Source organism: Streptomyces sp. NPDC111507 (genome assembly GCF_055638955.1).
In genome coordinates, this window is the sequence record NZ_JBVKBU010000014.1 from 95526 (window position 1) to 109967 (window position 14442).

At 71.8% G+C, this 14442-nt stretch carries 15 protein-coding genes; 6 read left to right on the plus strand and 9 right to left on the minus strand.

Annotated elements, in window-relative coordinates:
* Positions 1–12 precede the first annotated feature (12 nt).
* From ACZ7M2_RS38850 to ACZ7M2_RS38865, 4 genes are all read right to left on the minus strand, one after another.
* Entirely contained in the window at positions 13–456 is a 444-nt protein-coding gene (locus ACZ7M2_RS38850; protein ID WP_471599282.1) for a response regulator, read from the minus strand.
* Positions 453–2120 (minus strand): sensor histidine kinase, encoded by a 1668-nt coding sequence (locus ACZ7M2_RS38855; RefSeq protein ID WP_471599283.1) that lies wholly within the window; start codon positions 2118–2120, stop codon positions 453–455. Before ACZ7M2_RS38855 ends, ACZ7M2_RS38850 begins: the two co-directional genes overlap by 4 nt.
* Positions 2117–3355 carry a PP2C family protein-serine/threonine phosphatase gene (locus ACZ7M2_RS38860; protein ID WP_471599284.1) on the minus strand — a complete coding sequence of 413 codons (1239 nt, stop codon included), beginning with the start codon at positions 3353–3355 and terminating at the stop codon, positions 2117–2119. The genes ACZ7M2_RS38855 and ACZ7M2_RS38860 overlap by 4 nt, the downstream gene beginning before the upstream one ends.
* A 68-nt stretch (positions 3356–3423) precedes the next feature.
* The gene (locus ACZ7M2_RS38865) at positions 3424–3876 is read right to left on the minus strand and encodes an ATP-binding protein (protein WP_352051618.1); all 453 of its coding nucleotides are present in this window, start codon (positions 3874–3876) and stop codon (positions 3424–3426) included.
* 232 nt (positions 3877–4108) lie between these two features.
* Here ACZ7M2_RS38865 and ACZ7M2_RS38870 point away from each other — a divergent pair, with 232 nt between their 5' ends.
* Positions 4109–4636 (plus strand): MarR family winged helix-turn-helix transcriptional regulator, encoded by a 528-nt coding sequence (locus tag ACZ7M2_RS38870; protein ID WP_471599285.1) that lies wholly within the window; start codon positions 4109–4111, stop codon positions 4634–4636.
* A gap of 7 nt (positions 4637–4643) precedes the next feature.
* On the opposite strand, the gene ACZ7M2_RS38875 is transcribed toward ACZ7M2_RS38870, so the two are convergent.
* Together ACZ7M2_RS38875 and ACZ7M2_RS38880 are read right to left on the minus strand one after the other, a co-directional pair.
* A complete protein-coding gene (locus tag ACZ7M2_RS38875; protein WP_470046645.1) occupies positions 4644–4973 on the minus strand; it encodes an STAS domain-containing protein in 330 nt (109 codons plus the stop codon).
* A 274-nt stretch (positions 4974–5247) separates the two neighbouring features.
* Positions 5248–5760, minus strand: coding sequence for a MarR family winged helix-turn-helix transcriptional regulator (locus tag ACZ7M2_RS38880; protein WP_352051615.1), 513 nt, complete (start codon positions 5758–5760; stop codon positions 5248–5250).
* A 126-nt stretch (positions 5761–5886) separates the two neighbouring features.
* Here ACZ7M2_RS38880 and ACZ7M2_RS38885 point away from each other — a divergent pair, with 126 nt between their 5' ends.
* The 4 genes from ACZ7M2_RS38885 to ACZ7M2_RS38900 all read left to right on the plus strand — a co-directional run bounded on the left by ACZ7M2_RS38885 (position 5887) and on the right by ACZ7M2_RS38900 (position 8353).
* Positions 5887–7068 carry a PP2C family protein-serine/threonine phosphatase gene (locus tag ACZ7M2_RS38885; protein ID WP_471599286.1) on the plus strand — a complete coding sequence of 394 codons (1182 nt, stop codon included), beginning with the start codon at positions 5887–5889 and terminating at the stop codon, positions 7066–7068.
* Between the two features lie 126 nt (positions 7069–7194).
* Positions 7195–7338: a hypothetical protein gene (locus ACZ7M2_RS38890; protein ID WP_471599287.1), complete on the plus strand. Its 144-nt coding sequence runs from the start codon at positions 7195–7197 to the stop codon at positions 7336–7338.
* Positions 7338–7934, plus strand: a complete 597-nt coding sequence (locus ACZ7M2_RS38895; protein ID WP_471599288.1) for a PRC-barrel domain-containing protein — start codon at positions 7338–7340, stop codon at positions 7932–7934. Before ACZ7M2_RS38890 ends, ACZ7M2_RS38895 begins: the two co-directional genes overlap by 1 nt.
* Entirely contained in the window at positions 7931–8353 is a 423-nt protein-coding gene (locus tag ACZ7M2_RS38900) for a PRC-barrel domain-containing protein (protein WP_471599289.1), read from the plus strand. Before ACZ7M2_RS38895 ends, ACZ7M2_RS38900 begins: the two co-directional genes overlap by 4 nt.
* A gap of 7 nt (positions 8354–8360) precedes the next feature.
* Here the strand turns inward: ACZ7M2_RS38900 and ACZ7M2_RS38905 are convergent, their stop codons facing one another.
* The gene (locus tag ACZ7M2_RS38905) at positions 8361–9743 is read right to left on the minus strand and encodes a DUF6777 domain-containing protein (protein WP_471599290.1); all 1383 of its coding nucleotides are present in this window, start codon (positions 9741–9743) and stop codon (positions 8361–8363) included.
* A gap of 169 nt (positions 9744–9912) precedes the next feature.
* On the opposite strand from ACZ7M2_RS38905, the gene ACZ7M2_RS38910 reads away from it, so the two are divergent.
* Positions 9913–11208 carry a streptophobe family protein gene (locus tag ACZ7M2_RS38910; protein ID WP_471599406.1) on the plus strand — a complete coding sequence of 432 codons (1296 nt, stop codon included), beginning with the start codon at positions 9913–9915 and terminating at the stop codon, positions 11206–11208.
* A gap of 51 nt (positions 11209–11259) precedes the next feature.
* Here the strand turns inward: ACZ7M2_RS38910 and ACZ7M2_RS38915 are convergent, their stop codons facing one another.
* Together ACZ7M2_RS38915 and ACZ7M2_RS38920 are read right to left on the minus strand one after the other, a co-directional pair.
* A complete protein-coding gene (locus tag ACZ7M2_RS38915; protein WP_471599291.1) occupies positions 11260–11886 on the minus strand; it encodes a hypothetical protein in 627 nt (208 codons plus the stop codon).
* Positions 11887–11891: 5 nt separating this feature from the next.
* Positions 11892–14225 (minus strand): FHA domain-containing protein, encoded by a 2334-nt coding sequence (locus tag ACZ7M2_RS38920; RefSeq protein ID WP_471599292.1) that lies wholly within the window; start codon positions 14223–14225, stop codon positions 11892–11894.
* Positions 14226–14442: the final 217 nt, after the last annotated feature.

Here is a 14442-nt window from a genome sequence, read left to right on the forward strand (position 1 = left end):
CCGGTGCGGGGGTCAGATGGTCTTGGGCAGCTTCACCACGGTCACGAAGAAGTCGTCGATCTGGCGGACCGCGGCGATGAACTGGTCGAGGTCGACCGGCTTGGTCACATAGGCGTTCGCGTGCAGTTTGTAGCTGCGCAGGATGTCCTCCTCGGCGGAGGAGGTGGTGAGGACGACGACGGGGATGTGGGCCAGTTGGTCGTCGGACTTGATCCGCTCCAGGACCTGGCGCCCGTCGTACTTGGGCAGGTTGAGGTCGAGCAGGATCAGGTCGGGGCGCGGAGCCTCGGTGTACTGGTTGGCGCGGTAGAGGAAGTCGAGGGCCTCCTCGCCGTCCCGTACGACATGCAGGGTGTTGCGGATCTTGTTGTCCTCGAACGCCTCGCGGGTCATCAGCTCGTCGCCGGGGTCGTCCTCGACGAGCAGGACCTGAATGGGTACGGCGGGGGTGCTCACGGGTGTGCTCCTTCGGCTGGGCGCGCTGCCTCCTCGGCCCCCAGGGCGGGTTCCGGTCGCGCCATGGGCAGGGTGAAGGACACGCGTGTGCCCGCACCGGCGGCGCCGTCCAGGGTGATGGCGCCCCCGTGATGCTCGACGATCTTGCGGCAGAGGGCAAGGCCGATCCCCGTGCCCTCGTACTCGTCGCGCCCGTGCAGCCGCTGGAAGATGACGAAGACCTTCTCCCTGAACTCGGGTTCGATGCCTATGCCGTTGTCCTGTACGGACAGCCGCCACGGTCCGTCCTGCGGCTCCGCCTCGCAGCGGACGGCGATCTCGGGCGGCCGGTCGGGGTGACGGAACTTCACGGCGTTGCCGATCAGGTTCTGCCAGAGCATGGTCAGGGTGGTGACGTCGCCCGTCACGGTGGGCAGCGGACCCTCCCGTACGACACGCGCACCCGTCTCCTCCAGGACCACGCTGAGGTTGCCGAGTGCCCGGTCCAGTACGTCGTCGAGGGCGACGGGGACCAGCTCCTCGCCGACGCGGCCGACGCGGGAGAAGGTCAGCAGGTCGTTGATGAGGATCTGCATGCGTTTGGCGCCGTCGACGGCGAAGTCGATGTACTGCTTGGCCCGGTCGTCCAGTTGGTCGCCGTACCGCTTCTCCAGGAGCTGGCAGAAGGACGCGATCTTGCGCAGGGGTTCCTGCAGATCGTGCGAGGCGACGTAGGCGAACTGTTCCAGCTCCGCGTTCGAGCGCTTCAGCTCCAGGGTCTGGGCGTCGAGTTCCTCGGCCTGCCGCTCCAGGAGGACCTCACGGGCCTGGGAGGCGGAGAGTTCCTCGACGATGCGGCGGCGCATCTCCTCGACGGCCCGTGCGACCCTTTCCAGGTCGCGTGGCCCGTCGAGCCGGATCCTGCGCTCGAACGCGCCGCCGCTGACGTCCACCGAGGCCGCTTCCAGAACCCGCAGAGGGCGCCCCACGATCCGGTGCAGCAGCAGGGTCAGCGCGAGGCCGCTCGCCAGGAAGGCGGCGAGCATGCCGCCGAAGAGGAGGTTGCGGGACCGGCGGCTGTCGTCGGCTGAGACGCGGGTCCGGTCGCGCAACTGCTGGATGTCCTTCTCCAGGGTGGCGAGTTGACCCCGGATCTCGTCGAACCTGGCCTTGCTCGCCTCCAGGGAGGGGGCTTGGGCGCTGCCGGGCGTGCGGGCCGCCTCGATCAGCGGCTCGGCGTAGTCGCGGCGCCAGGCATCACTGAGGCGTCCGGCCGTCTTCAGGTCCGCGGCGGCCTTGGCGTGGTCGGCGAGTTGCGTCGCCAGGCGGGCCTCGAAGGTCTTCTCGTCCCGTGCTCCGGACGCGTACGGATCGAGGAAACCGGCGTCCCTGCTCAGTACGTAGCCTCGTACGCCCGTCTCCTGGTCCACCAGCGAGGTCTCCAACTGGTAGGCGGTGGCGCGGGCCGGCTGGATGCGGTCGGTGAGCAGATCGGTGCGGTCGTCGGCGCGGGCCTGGAGGACACCGCCGGACACGGCGAAGACGATCACCAGCAGCACGTTGGCGGCCAGCACCACGTGGATCCAGCCCTGTACGGTCAGCCGGGCGACGCGTGGGGGCTTCGCGTCCTCGGGAGTGTCCGCCGTGGCGTCGTCCGGCCCCGGGGCGTTCGGCGTACGGGTCATGACATCCCGTCCGTCGCCAGGTGCAGGACGGCCACGTCGTCGGCGAGTCCGCCGTGGGAGGCGGTCAGCGCGGCGACGTCCTCGACCACCGCGTCGGCGAACGGGCGCCCGCGCAGGGCCTGGTGTTTCCTCGCCACCGCGAGCAGTCCTTCCTCTCCCAGCCGCCGGCCCGGGGCCACGACGCCCTCGAAGAGACCGTCGGTGAACAGCGTCACGGCGCTGATGTCGTGCGCGGGCAGCTCGGTCTCCGGCCAGTGGGTCCGGCCCGGAAGCAGTCCGAGCGCGGGGCCCGGGGCCGGCTCGAACAGCTCGATGCCACGCGAGGTGCTCACGAGCAGTCCCGGGTGTCCGGCGCGGATCACGCTCATACGGCTGCGGTCCTTGGCGATCCGCAGGACGGTGAGGGTGGCGAAGATGTAGTCCGCGGCGCGCTCGGCACCGATGATCTCCTCCAGGAGCTCGAGCTGACGCGTGCCCACGCATCCGGAGAGCACGGCGGCCCGCCAGGCCACCCGAAGACACACGCCGAGGGCGGCCTCCGCCGCGCCGTGGCCGGAGACGTCCCCGATCACCGCGTGCACGGTACCGTCCTCGCTCTCGACGACGTCGAAGAAGTCGCCGCCGAGCAGGGCGTGGTCCCGTCCGGGGCTGTAGCGCGAGGCCACCTGGCAACCGGCGCCCCGCAGCAGGGGTGTGGGCAGCAGTCCGCGCTCCAGGCGCGCGTTCTCCCGGGCCAGCAGCCGGCTCGCCTGGAGTTCGGCGCCCGAACGCTCCACCTGCTTGCGTTGCAGGGCGTACCGGACCGCGCGGCTGAGCGCCTCGGCGTCCAGGCCGTCCTTGGCCAGGAAGTCCTGCGCTCCTTCGGCCACCGCGGCGAGCCCGGCCTCGTTCTCGGCGACTCCGGTGAGCACCACGACGGCCGCGTCGGGCGCGGCGTCACGTACCTGACGGACCGCGCTGAGTCCGTGGGTGTCGGGCAGATGCAGGTCCAGCAGGACGCACACGGAGTACGGCGTGGCGTCGAGGAACACGCGTGCCTCGGCGAGGGACTTGCACCAGGTGACCTCCATCGGCAGTCCGCTGTCGGCCAGCACCTCCCGCACCAGCAGCGCGTCTCCGGCGTCGTCCTCGACCAGCAGCAGTACCGCGGTGGCGTCCAGGCCCCAGCGGGGATCCGCACTCCCCTGCCGGGGCACCGCGCCTCGTTCACCTGTCCGCGGCAGGCGATCCGCCACGCTCGCCCCCCTTGGATGACCCACGACGGCCATGGTCCGCTGTGAGCCTACTGGTACGTCCCTCCGGGTCAACGGCGAAGGGCGAGCCGGGCCTTGACGCACTTTCCGACCGGTACCCGCCCGACGGTCACCTCCGTCGCGAGCGCGTGCACGATCTCCAGGCCGTGCCGCCCCACGCGTTCGGGATCCCGGGGATAGCGCCGGGGCAGGGCGGCGCTGCTGTCGTACACGATGACGGTCACGGAGGTGTCGGTTCCCTCCAGTTCCAGGATGTACGGCCCATGGCTGTGCCGGTCCGCGTTGGTGACCAGCTCGCTGACGACCAGCAGGAGGTCGCCGGTGGCCTGTGTACCGATCTCGGCACACCACTCCGAACGGAGCTGTTCGACGAACAGCTCGGCGAAATGGCGCGCTTCGGCGATGCACCCCGGCTCGCCGGTGTAGTGCGCCGCCCGCCGAAGCGGTTCCACGGGCACGTCGAAGCCAGTCGGTATCACCGCTCCGTCCAAGCGCTCGGTCATGTGGGTCTCTCTCGGATGCCGGTACGTCGGGACATTGCGCGTCCGGACGCTGCTGCACAGGGGCTCGTACCCCGTGAAGTCCTCCACAGTCACCCCGATGTTCCCCCGTCCCGGTGGCTTCCGCACACGATTCCCACAAGGGAACGGTGTCAGCCCGACGCGGCAGGGCAGGGCCTCCAGGCGAGGCATGACCGGTCACCGAGTTCTCGGTACGAGCAAGGGGCGCGGACGGATGGACGGACAGGACCCCGAAGTACGGGACGGCATACCGCCCCGGGAACGGGACAACGCCCTGCTCCAGGCCGCCGACCGGCTCGCCGCCGCGGCGGAGATCCTGGTCTCCGTGTCGGCCCGTACGGCGGTCGCGGTCGACAGCAGACTCTCGCCGCCGCTGCTGCGCGCCCTGACCCTGGTGGGCACGGATCCGGGTCTGACGCTCGCGGCACTCGCCGAGCGGGCGCAGATCAGCCGCTCCCGGGCGAGCCGGGTGTGCGACACGCTCGAAGAGGCAGGGCTGCTGGCCCGTTCGCCGCGCACCGAGGACCGCAGGGGCGTCGGCCTGAGTCTGACCGGCCGCGGCCGCTCGGCCCTCGACCGGGTGCGGGATCGGCGCGCCGCCTGGATCAAGGACGCGCTGCTGCGGATGCCGGAGTCCGATCTGAGCGGACTGCTGGCCGCGCTGCGTTCGCTCGGCCCCTCCCTGGCCCATGGGCATCCGGAGCACGTGCAGACACCCGGGCCACCCGACCGGCCCGCCTGACACGCTCTCAGACCGCATCGGCCTCCAGTGCCTCCCCCACGCCGGGGAAGACCGGCAGCACGTCCGAGACGCCGGTGATGCCCAGCACCCGTTCCACGAACGGGGAGAGAGCGGCCAGCCGGAGCCGCGGGCCGAGCACCCCGTGGGCCCGCAGGACGACGTTGATCGTGGTCGAGTCCAGGAAGGTCACCGCGGCCAGGTCGAGGACCACCGCTCCCGGACCGGCGCGGCCCGCCGCCGCGAGGGCCTCGTCGAGCTCACCCGCGTTGTCGAGATCCACCTCGCCGCGGACCGCGATGACGGTCGAACGACCGGCCTCGCGCATCGACAGCGACATGGCCGCCTGACCTGGACTCCGGCCTGAATGCACAGCGATCCCTCGAAATGTTGTCGAATCCGCGGAGAGTGGGGTAACCGCATGGGGACGGTGCGCCACAACGCCGCGATGGAGCGGTGTCAGGCCCTACCGTAGCCGATCGTTGTCATTTGACAACAATTGCCGTCAGGCAACAATCTGGTGTTCCTGCGATCCCAAGTCCGGCGACCCGTGGGCCGGTTGTCGCAGTGATGGGGTCGCAGTGATGGGTCGCACCGAAGGGACGCAGATGGAGCTAACCGGTACCGGTCGCATGCCCGGGCTCCCGGCCGGACCCGCCGGAGCGCTCTTCGAGCTGGTCCAGCGCGGTCGCCCGGAACGCTTCGAGGCCTTCGGTGAGCCGGGCGACGTCCGCCGAGGACATCTGCTCCAGCACGGCCCGCACCTCGCGCGCACGGTGCTCCCGCAGTTCGCTCAGCACCTGCTCGCCGAGCGGGCTGAGGCCGACCTCGACCTCGCGCCGGCTCGTCGAACTCGGCACTCTGCGGATCAGGCCGACTGCCTCCATCCGGTCACACAGACGGCTGACCGAGGAGGGACGCGAGGCCAGGGCGTCACCGAGCGAGCGAAGATTCATGGACCCGCCCTGCTCGATCACGATCAGGGCCCGTAGCTGAGAGGGCGGCACCGGTCCGGACGGCGCGGACTCCTGCCCTCGACCCCACAGGAGTTCGAGGAGCTCCGAGACGGCGTCGAGGGTGTGCGCGGCTTCGTCTCGGGAGACGGGTGGACGGATCGAGCGAGGCACCGATCCACCTTGTCATCAACTCAAGGCCATTGCCAGCCGCGCCGGTCCACCGGAGCCCTCGAAACAGACCCCCGCGACCACGCAGACGCCCTCGCACGACCACCGCACGAGAAAGTCATCACGACCGTGACCTCTGTGAACGACGTCGACAGAGCCCTGCGCGCGGCACCGCCGCACGCGCTGCTCGACACCCTGCGCCCCCTCCTGACGGATGTCTGGGGGGCGATCGACGCCGACCTGCTGCTGGCGGACTACGGGATGACCGTGCTGCAGCCGGTCGAGGAGCCCGGCGACCCCGCGCGTGCCGTGTCCCTGCACAACACCCCCGAGAGCCGCGCCTTCGGCAGTCAGGAGCCGCACGAGGAACACCCCCGCAACGCCGAACGGACGCGCCTGCATCTGCCGGTCACCGCCCGGGGCGAGCGCCTGGGCATCCTCACCGTCCTGCTGCCCCCGGGGCCCGTGGCCCCCTCGGTGACCGACGAACTCGTGCAGGTCGCCGATCTGCTGGGCCACGCGATCGTCGTGGCCGAACGGGACACGGACGTCTACCGTCAGGCCCGGCGGGTCGGCCGGCTGACGCTGGCCGCCGAAATGCAGTGGGAGCTGCTCCCGGGCCGGGCCTGTGCCCGCGAGGAGTTCGCCGTCGGCGCCCAGCTGGAGCCCGCGTACGCGGTGCGCGGGGACAACTTCGACTGGTCCTCGGACGCGCACCGGCTCACCCTGTCGATCATCAACGGGATGGGGGACGGCATCCACGCGTCCTTGCTGACCCACCTGGCCGTCGGCGCCCTGCGCAACGCCCGCCGCGCCGGGCTCCCGGTCGCCGACCAGGCCAGACTCGCCGATCAGGCCCTCTACGCCCAGCACCACGGCGACCAGCACGTGTCGGCGCTGTTGCTCTCCTTCGACCTCGCCACCGGCAGCGCGCTCGCGGTGGACGCGGGCTCGCCCCGGATGTGGCGCCGCCGGGGCACGGCCGTGGAGCGGATCGAGCTGGAGGCGCAGCTGCCGCTCGGCATGTTCGAGGAGTCCGACTACGTGGCGCAGGAGTTCGGCGTCCTGCCGGGTGACCGACTCCTGGTGGTGAGCGACGGGGTGTACGACGCCCTGTCCCCGCTGGGCGAGGTCTTCGGGGAGCGGGCGCTGGCCCGTGCCGTGTCGGCCACCGCCCTGCTGCCCGCGGCCGACGTACCGCGCGCCGTCCTCGACGAGCTGGCCCGGTACCGCGTCACCGAACCGCTGGACGACGCGCTGATCGTGTGTCTCGACTGGTCCGGCAGCCCGGTCGGCACGCCGTCCGGCTGACGTCTCGCCCGGGTTCGGCCGCCGAAATGGCGGTGGCCACCGCGCATTCCCCGGTCCGCTCGGGGCACCCGGACCGGGCGGAATCCGGCCGACGGCGGCCGGGGCCCGAAGACCCGGAGGTGGACGGTGGACTGGTGGATGTGGCCGGTCGTCGTGGTCGCGGCCCTGGTGCTGCTGAGCGCGGCGGCGGTCTGGGTGCAGACGAGCAGACGGTCGGGGACCGTCATCGCCGTGCGGCGCGGGCACCGGTTCGGGAAGCGGGAGGTGTGATGAGCGAGTTGATGTCCGCGCGCGACCTCGGCGGACGGCCGGTGGTCACGCTCGGCGGTGAGGCGGTGGCGCGGGTCAAGGACACCGTCTTCGACGGGCCCGCGGGACGTGTCACCGGCTTCACGCTCAACGGCCGGGGGCTGCTCGCGGGCCCGCTGAAGCAGAGCCTGCCGTGGAGCGCGGTCCACTCGCTGGGCCGCGACGCCGTCATGATCCTCGGCCGGGGGGCCCTCGCCGAACCGGCCGCGGTGATCGCCCGGGACGAGGCGGCGCACGGCCGGGTGCTGGGCGCCAGGGTGCTCACGGACGGCGGCACGGAGGTGGGGAGCGTGCTCGACCTCGTCGTCGAGGCCGGTATCAGCGGCCGCGTGGTGGGGTTCAAGATCGCCGCCAGTCAGTCCCTGGAGTCCGGTTCGAAGCGCCGCCGCCGCAAGGTGTACGTCCCCCGGGGCGAGACGATCGCCGTGTCGGGACAGGCTCTTGTCATCCCCGCGGACGCGACCCGCTTCGTCGCGGACGACCTGGCCGGTTTCGCCACCCAGGTCGAGGCGTTCCGGCTGCGGGACACCGCCGACCGGACGGAACCCACACCGTGACGCTGTTCTCCGGGATCCGCGGCCTGCCGGTCGTCACGCTCGGCGAGGCGAACGAGCTCGGCGTCGTCAGGTCACTCACGATCGATGTCGTATCGGGGCTGATCGGCCAGGTACGGCTGTCGCCGGCCCGGGGTCGCAAGGAGTTCGCGATCGACTGGAGCGCCGTGCACGTGATCGGCCCGGACGCCGTCCTCGTCCGGTCGGGCACCGCCCTGGACACCGCCCCAGCCCCGGCGCCCGTGGACATCCTGGGCGTCCGGGTCCTGACCGAGGACGGGGACGAGCGCGGCACCGTGCGGGACATCGCCTTCGACCCGGTCACCGGCCTCGTCGAGAAGATGTGCACGGCCCTGGGCGACATCCCGGGCGAACGGCTGGTCGGGCTCGGGGACTACGCCCTGGTCGTACGGACCGGCTGAGGTCGCCTCAGTACCCGGGAGGCGTCAGGGCCGGCTCCGGCGCGTCGTAGGACGACGAGGTGTCCGGCGTCGTGGCGCCCGCACTCGCCGTGATGTCGGTGGTCGTGTCAGGAGACGTGCGACCGGAGTACGCCCCCGCCGACTCCGATGCCGTCGTGGCAGGGGCGGTGGAGGGGTACTCCGGATCCGATGACGAAGAAGTGGTCGGGGACGGCGCATCAGGCGACGACGGGTACGCCGAGGGGGAGGAAGGGGAGGCAGAGACGGAAGGGGGCGAAGACTTCGATGCCGGAGACTTCGGTGGCGCCGACGACTCGCTCACCGCGGGGGACGGCTTCGCTGGAGGAGACGTCTCCTTGTCCCGGCTGCCGTCGGAGTCGCCCCGGTGACGGCCGACCCATGCGTCGCGGTGGGGGTCGTAGATGACGAAGACGTCGATGGTGGTGGCGGCGGGCACGACGACCACCACGTTCTGCGACCGGTACGAGGCCCAGGTGTCACCGGTCCGCCTGGGCACGGTCTGCTGTGCGACCGCCGGTGTCAAGGGGTTCCCGCAGGCACAGCGCACGCGCGGCACCCCGTGGCCGTCGACGAGGACAGCCGTGCCCGTCTGGAGCACCGCCTGGTAGCTGGTGGCCGCGCCGCCCCCGTAGCCGTGGTTGGTGACGCGGGTGTCCATCCGCAGCTGTACGGGGGTGAGCGAGCGCAGGTAGGCGGGGACCTCGGTGGGCCGGACGTCCTCCACGGAGGCGAACGCCTTGTTCTTCGCCGGCTCCGCCTCGAGCGCCTTGACCTGCTTCTCCACATCGCAACTCGCGGTGTTGCGGGTGCCGCCGTAGAGCCCGGGTGCGGAACCCGACACACCGCGCGTCACATTGGCGGACTCCGGCGCGTTCGCCGCCGGTGTCACCGGCGCGAGGGAACTGTCCTTCGCCGTCGACTCCGTGAACGGGGCGGGACCCGATTTGCTCGCGGCCTGCAGGAACAACTCACCGCCCGACGCCGTGCCGGACGTGCCGCCCGAGCGGGAGAGGACGACACCGAGCACCACCCCGGCCGCCACGACCCCGGTGATCAGCGTCACCCGCGGCGCCGACTTCCACCAGGGACGGTCCGGGCCGCCGCCGTGACGGGGCCAGCCGCCGGGACCGCCACCTCCGGAACCGGCGCCGCTCGGCGGACCGGTCGGCGGACCGGTCGGCGGACCGGTCGGCGGACCGGTCGGCGGACCGGTCGGCGGACCGGTCGGCGGACCGGTCGGCGGTGGCGGGAGCGGGCGGCCCATCCCTTGGGTCGGAGCGTCGTCGGAGGCACCCGGCCGGGGGGAGCCCGACAGCGGTCCCGAGGGAGGGCCGGTGGGCCGGTCGGAGGACGGCGGGTCGACGCTCACTGACTCTTCCTCCGAGCGTAGGGATCTCGCGGCATCTCACGCCTTATATGCCGTTTCATTCCACAACGAGCCCATTGTGTGCTCCGGCCGGGTGTCCCCCGCAAGCTGACGCGGTCGGCCCTCCCGACGGGCGGTGGACCCCGGTGCTGCTTAGCGTGGCAGCGTGCGCATGCAGACACCGTCCGACCAGGTCATCGCCACTCCAGGCGAGCGGACGGCCGCCCGTCACGGCTGGGTCCAGGCCCTGCTGGCGGTGGTGGCCGGGGTGATCGTCATGCTCGCGGTCGCCGCCCTCGGGCTGTGGGGTGCCGGTGCGACGGGCCTGCCCGAGCACGCCTACCCACGGGTCGTCGCGGCCTCCGTCGTGACCGCGGTCGGCGGCACCATCGAGCTCGCGGGGGACGCGGGCGTGATCGCCGACACCCGGGCGGGACTGACGGTGATCCCTCTGTCGGTCACGCTCGTGGGGGCCCTGATGATCGCCGCCGGGTTCCTGCGGCCGCTGCGGCACCGGGCCGTCGCGGGTGCCGCCGAGTTGGCCGGCTGGGCCGCCAGGATCGCGGTCCTGTGGCTGCTGGCCCTCCTCGGACTCGCGCTCTACTCCCACCAGAACTTCAAGATCTCCCTCGGTACCGGGACGATCAGCGACATCGGCGACCTCATCGGGGTCTCGCCCGAGGTGGGCTTCAAGACAGCCGTGCCCGTGACGCTGTTCTACGGGGTGCTGTGGCTCGCGGGCGTCCTCGTCCTCGCCCTGCTGGTGTCGCGCGGAGCTCCGCTCCCGGCCCGGCTGCTGCGCTTCCAGGAGTCGGTGCGCCCGGCCGCGTACGCCATGGTCGTCCTGCTCCTCGCCTGCGTCGCGGCGGGAACGGTCGTCGCGCTGGTGGTGGCCGCGACGCGCGGACACGTCCCCGAGACCTTCGCGGTGATCTTCCTCGGGCTGCCCAACCTCGCCTGGCTCGCCTTCACGATCGGGCTGGGCGCCACCTGGCGGGGGCGCGTGGACGGGCCGTTCGGGCTGCCCGTGCCGCACGTCCTCGACCAGGTGCTGCGCACCCCGGACGTCTCCGCGGTCAACCTGCGCGCCCTGGGCCACTACGACGGCAGGGTGTGGTGGCTGCCGGTCGTCGACGCGCTGCTGCTTCTGGGCGCCGCGTTCCTGATGGCCGCCCGCTCACCGGCCCGGATGCGGGCCTGGCAGCACGCCGTCCGCATGGCCCTCGCGCTGGCGCTCGCGGTGCTCATGATCTGCCTGGTCGGCAGGATCTCGGCGCACTACGGCCTGTCGCTCATCGGCATCGGTGACGCCGGCGGCGGCCTCGCGGGCGAACTCTTCCTCGAGCCGAAACTCTGGAGCGCGCTCGGCCTCGCCGTCGTGTGGGGCCTGGTGACCGGGTTCCTCGGCGCCCTGCTGGCGAGGGGAATCCGCCGAAAGGGCGAGGTCGTCCAGGACACGGTCGGCTAGAAAGGCGGCGAGGAAGGACACCGGCGGCCAGGGCGGTCGGCTCCCGCGCCGTCAGCGGTCACCCGGCTCGTCCGCCACCCCCGGGACCAGACGGGTCGGTTCATGGTCGTCGGGCGCTCGTACGACACCTGTGCGCGCCCGGCCCGGAACGCTCCCGTTCCGCTCCCCGGTCGCCGCCGGTTCGTCCGCGACCGCGTACGTGCTCAGCCGCGTCCCGTCGGTGTACACCCAGCGCTCGTGCTCGGCGTCGTACAGCCAGAGGGACTCGCCGTCGACGACCACCCCGATCCGCTGCCCGCGCGTGATGCCGCGGAAGGACGCCCCGTCCAGCCGCCCGGCCGCGAGGTCCTCGGCCGCGCTCCGATAGCGGATGAGGGCCTGCTCGACGCGGGCGAGGAGCGGGCGCGGGTCGGCCGTTCGGGTGAGGGGGTCGCCCTCCGCGGGCGGCGGCTGCGGTACGGCGACCAGCAGCCGGCCGTCGACCCAGGCCGACCAGCCGTTGGCGCAGACGACCCGGCCCCAGTCACCGAGCCGCTCGACGAGCTGCACGGGGAGCAGCGCGTCGAGCGGCACGGTGGGCCGGGAGGGGTCCGGCGCCTCCCAGGCGGGCAGGCCGTCCGGCGGAACGACGTGCGTCGGGCGGAACTCGTCGGTCGTCGCCGGGTCGGGAGTCGTCATCGCACCTACTTCCGCATGACCTCGGGTTCGTGCCGCCGCAGCAGCCGGGCCACCACGCACCCGAAGACGATCGACAGCACGACCAGCATGCTCATGTTGACCAGCCACACGCTGGGCTCGTGCCGGAACAGCGGGTCGGAGGTGAGCGACCCCGGGACGATCCGGCCCAGGGCGATGGTCCCCGACATCGCGCCCAGGGCCCAGCGGGCGGGGACGAGCCAGGCCAGTTGCTCCATGCCGGGCACCCCGTGCAGCTTGAGCAGCGCGCCGCTGAAAACCACCTGGACGACGGCGATCAGCACCAGCAGCGGCATGGTGACCTCCTCCTTGGTCACCACGGCGGAGACCAGGAGGCCGAGCATCATCGCGCTGAAGGCCAGCAGGGCCACGGCCAGCGTGAGCTCGAGAAGCGGCGACATGAGGACACCTTTGCCGCGGGGCGCGTTGAGGTCGACGCCGAACAGCGCGACGAGGGTGAGGACGACGGCCTGGAGAACGGTGATGGTGCCGAGGACCACGATCTTCGACATCAGGTACGCCGACCGGGACAGGCCGACCGCGCGCTCCCGCTGGTAGATGACCCGTTCCTTCACCACTTCGCGTACGGCGTTGGCCGCGCCCGCCAGGACTCCGCCTATGCACAGGGTGAGCAGCGCGTTCATCGACGTCTCCAGCGTCAGTTTGCTGCCCGCGACGGCTCGGGCCATCACGCCCATGATGCACGGCAGCGCGATCATGACGGCGAGGAAGGTCCGGTCGGCGCTGAGCACGGCCGCGTACCGGCGCACCAGGGTGCCGAGTTGCGCGCCCCAGCTCTGGGCCTTGGGCGGCGGTCCGACGGGGGCGGCCGGGCCGGGCCGGAGCAGATGAGGCTGTGGGCTGGAGCTGTCGATGTACCGGCCCTGGAGCGGCGAGCTCCGGTACTCCCGCGCCCAGTCCCGGTCCTGGTCCCGCTCGAAGGCCTCGAAGGCTTCGGGCCACTGCTCGTAGCCGAAGTAGGCGAGCGCGTCTTCGGGCGGTCCGAAGTAGGCGACCTTGCCGCCGGGAGCGAGCACCAGGAGCCGGTCGCAGACGTCGAGGCTGAGCACGCTGTGGGTGACCACGATGACCGTACGGCCGTCGTCCGCGAGGCCGCGCAGCATGTGCATCACCGAGCGGTCCATGCCGGGGTCGAGACCGGAGGTGGGTTCGTCCAGGAACAGCAGCGACGGTTTGGTCAGCAGCTCCAGGGCCACACTGACCCGCTTGCGCTGACCGCCGGACAGACTGTGGATGGGCAGGCCGGCGCGCTGCTCCAGGCCCAGTTCCTGGATGACCTCGTCGACCCGCGCCTGGCGCTCCGCCTTCGCGGTGTCCTGCGGGAAGCGCAGCTCGGCGGCGTACGCAAGGGCGCGCCGCACCGTCAACTGGGCGTGCAGGATGTCGTCCTGCGGCACGAGGCCGATGCGCTGGCGCAGCTCGGCGTAGTCGCGGTAGAGGTCGCGGCCGTCGTACAGGACCGCTCCGCGGTCGGCGGGGCGCTGCCCGGTGAGGGCGTTGAGGAGCGTGGACTTCCCGGCGCCGCTGGGGCCCACGACGGCCAGCAGGCACTTCTCGCCGACGGGAAAGGACACCTGGTCGAGGAGGATCTTGCGGCCACGGTCGACGGCGACGGTCAGTTCCTGGACATCGAGGGAGACCTCGCCGGTGTCGACGTACTCCTGCAACTCGTCTCCGACGAGGCAGAACGCGGAGTGGCCGATGCCGACGATGTCACCGGGGGTGATCGCGGCGCGGGTGACGGGCTGCCCGTTGAGGAACGTGCCGTTGTGGCTGCCGAGGTCGAGGATCTCGTACGTCCTGTCCGGGTGGGCCAGCAGTTCGGCGTGCCGCCGGGAGACGACCAGGTCGTCGATGACCAGGTCGTTGTCGGCGCCGCGGCCGATGCGGACGGTGCGGGTGGGCAGCGGTCGTACGGTGGTCGGCCGTGGGAAGGAGCCGCTGGCCCAAGGCTGGAATTCGCCCGAGAGCCGCTGCGGGGTCTTGTCGGCGAAGACCGCCCGGGGGCCGTCGGAGGGGCTGCCGAAGTGGATGACGCTGCCGGGTCCGACGCCCCATTCGCGGACCCGCCTGCCGTCGGCGTACGTGCCGTTCGTGCTGTTCTCGTCCTGGATCGTCCAGTGGTCGGCCTCGGGCCGCAGGACCGCGTGGTGCCACGAGACCCGGACGTCGTCGATGACGATCTCGCTCGACGGGTCACGCCCGACGTGATAGTCGCGGCTCGGACTCAGCACCGTGGAGCCCGTCTCCGTTTCGAGGACGAGTTCGGGCGCCGTCGGCGCGACCGACCGCTCTCCCATGCCCAGAATTCTAGCTATTCGTTCACATATGCGCCTGATCAGCGGCTCATGGCGGCGAGACGAAGATGATCATCGCCGCCCCGGCGACCGGCGAGGACGTCACGATCGTCCTCGGCGTGCACCCGTACGCCCACGACCCGCGGCGGCGCACGCTCGTCTCCGACATCACCGACCTGACGCTGCTGGTCGGCGGGACCCTCCGGGACCCGCCCGGCGG

What these genes read in the sequence shown, in the direction of transcription:
- ACZ7M2_RS38855 (WP_471599283.1), bottom strand. Translation starts at nt 2,120, where the DNA reads ATGACCCGTACGCCGAACGCCCCGGGGCCGGACGACGCCACGGCGGAC.
- ACZ7M2_RS38875 (WP_470046645.1), bottom strand. Translation starts at nt 4,973, where the DNA reads ATGTCGCTGTCGATGCGCGAGGCCGGTCGTTCGACCGTCATCGCGGTC.
- ACZ7M2_RS38870 (WP_471599285.1), top strand. Translation starts at nt 4,109, where the DNA reads ATGGACGGACAGGACCCCGAAGTACGGGACGGCATACCGCCCCGGGAA.
- ACZ7M2_RS38895 (WP_471599288.1), top strand. Translation starts at nt 7,338, where the DNA reads ATGAGCGAGTTGATGTCCGCGCGCGACCTCGGCGGACGGCCGGTGGTC.
- ACZ7M2_RS38915 (WP_471599291.1), bottom strand. Translation starts at nt 11,886, where the DNA reads ATGACGACTCCCGACCCGGCGACGACCGACGAGTTCCGCCCGACGCAC.
- ACZ7M2_RS38920 (WP_471599292.1), bottom strand. Translation starts at nt 14,225, where the DNA reads ATGGGAGAGCGGTCGGTCGCGCCGACGGCGCCCGAACTCGTCCTCGAA.
- ACZ7M2_RS38910 (WP_471599406.1), top strand. Translation starts at nt 9,913, where the DNA reads ATGCAGACACCGTCCGACCAGGTCATCGCCACTCCAGGCGAGCGGACG.
- ACZ7M2_RS38865 (WP_352051618.1), bottom strand. Translation starts at nt 3,876, where the DNA reads ATGACCGAGCGCTTGGACGGAGCGGTGATACCGACTGGCTTCGACGTG.